This window comes from Mesorhizobium sp. M7A.F.Ca.ET.027.02.1.1 (genome assembly GCF_004022985.1).
GTDB lineage: Bacteria > Pseudomonadota > Alphaproteobacteria > Rhizobiales > Rhizobiaceae > Mesorhizobium.
The window spans coordinates 1-1,680 of the sequence record NZ_RZOL01000704.1 but is presented as its reverse complement, the minus strand read 5'-3'; the positions used below and the strand labels follow the sequence as shown (position 1 = coordinate 1,680).

Genomic DNA, 1,680 nt, shown 5'->3' with positions numbered 1-1,680 from the left:
GAACAAGTTCGAGGCGCTGGCGGCCCATGATTCCATGGTGTTTTCGCACGGCGCCATCAATGCGGCGGCCGCCGCGCTGTTCAAGATCGCCAACGACATCCGTTTCCTCGGTTCCGGTCCGCGTTCGGGGCTCGGCGAGCTGTCGCTGCCGGAAAACGAGCCGGGCTCGTCGATCATGCCGGGCAAGGTCAACCCGACCCAATGCGAGGCGCTGACACAGGTCTGCGTGCAGGTGTTCGGCAACAATGCGGCGCTCACCTTCGCCGGCAGTCAGGGCCATTTCGAGCTCAACGTCTACAACCCGCTGATGGCCTACAACTTCCTGCAGTCGGTGCAGTTGCTCTCCGACGCCTCGGTGTCCTTCACCGACAATTGCGTCGTCGGCATCGAGGCGCGCGAAGACAACATCAAGGCGGCACTCGACCGATCGCTGATGCTGGTGACGGCACTGGCGCCGACCATCGGCTACGACAATGCCGCCAAGATCGCCAAGACCGCGCACAAGAAGGGCACCACGCTGCGCGAGGAAGCGCTTGCAACCGGGCTGGTCAGCGAAGCCGATTACGACCGGCTGGTGCGGCCGGAGGACATGACGCATCCGGGGTAGTCAATTCCAGGAAAGTGTCTTTCGGTTTTCGGTCCGGAATGCGTCAACCAAAAGCCGGGTGTTTCGTGACGGGAGAATTTACTCTCGTCACGACGTGACGCGAAGCAAATTTTTCGCAGGCCGCCCGATCACGGAAACGTAAGTACTGTGAACAATGTGTCGCCAGTCTGGTGGCTTTGGTGAACAGTCGGCTTGCTCTATCTCCCCGGTATCAACCATTCCGGAGAGCCACCATGTCCATCAACACTTCAGTCGCCGGTTCCGGCGCATCCAATGCCTCGACCACCATCCTCCTCGGCCGCGTCCTGCTTGCCGTCATCTTCCTGCTTTCAGGCTTCGGCAAGCTGACCGCCATCGCCGGCACGGCCGGCTATTTCGGTGCCCTCGGCCTGCCCTTGCCGACCGTAACGGCCATTGTCGTCGGCCTGATCGAGCTTCTCGGCGGCCTCGCCATCCTCGTCGGCTTCAAGACCCGGATTGTTGCCTGGGTGCTGGCGATCTTCACCGTCGCTACCGGCTTGGTCGCCCATACCGGTTGGGCCGACCAGATGCAAATGATCCAGTTTCTCAAGAACCTCGCCATTGCGGGCGGCTTCCTCGTGCTGGCTTCCTCGGGCGCCGGCGCCTATTCGATCGACGCTAAGCGCGGCTGAGCCAAGAACCCGGCAATAGCCGACAAAAAGCGGCGCGGAATTTTCCGCGCCGCTTTTTCGTTGTTGGTACATGCCCGCCGATCTGTCGGCCGGAGTTTCTGATAGGATCGGGTTATCGGGAGGCCGGCCTGCGGCCGATAAGGGAGGTGAACATGCCCCGCAACGCGCTGCTCCTGCTCTCCCGGCTGCTGCTCGCGGCCCTGTTCGTGCCTTCCGGTATCCATGCATTGAGCGACATAGCCGGCACCACAGGCTATTTCGCCAGCCTCGGCCTGCCGCTGCCGACACTTGCTGCCTGGGGCACGGGACTGTGCGAACTGATCGCGGGGCTGCTCATCCTGGTCGGTTTCCAGACCCGGGTCACGGCGCTGCTGCTCGCCGCCTTCTGCATTGCCGCCGGCTTCATCGGCCACTATGGCC

General features: G+C 62.6%; 3 protein-coding genes. All 3 read left to right on the top strand.

Annotated elements, in window-relative coordinates:
* Positions 1–607: lyase family protein (locus EN749_RS35290; protein ID WP_245491578.1), on the top strand; the 607-nt coding region annotated here is incomplete at its 5' end.
* 233 nt (positions 608–840) lie between these two features.
* Positions 841–1,260 (top strand): DoxX family protein, encoded by a 420-nt coding sequence (locus tag EN749_RS35285; RefSeq protein ID WP_127332224.1) that lies wholly within the window; start codon positions 841–843, stop codon positions 1,258–1,260.
* A 152-nt stretch (positions 1,261–1,412) separates the two neighbouring features.
* Positions 1,413–1,680 (top strand): DoxX family protein (locus EN749_RS35280; RefSeq protein WP_145991166.1); only part of this gene is annotated, 268 nt, incomplete at its 3' end.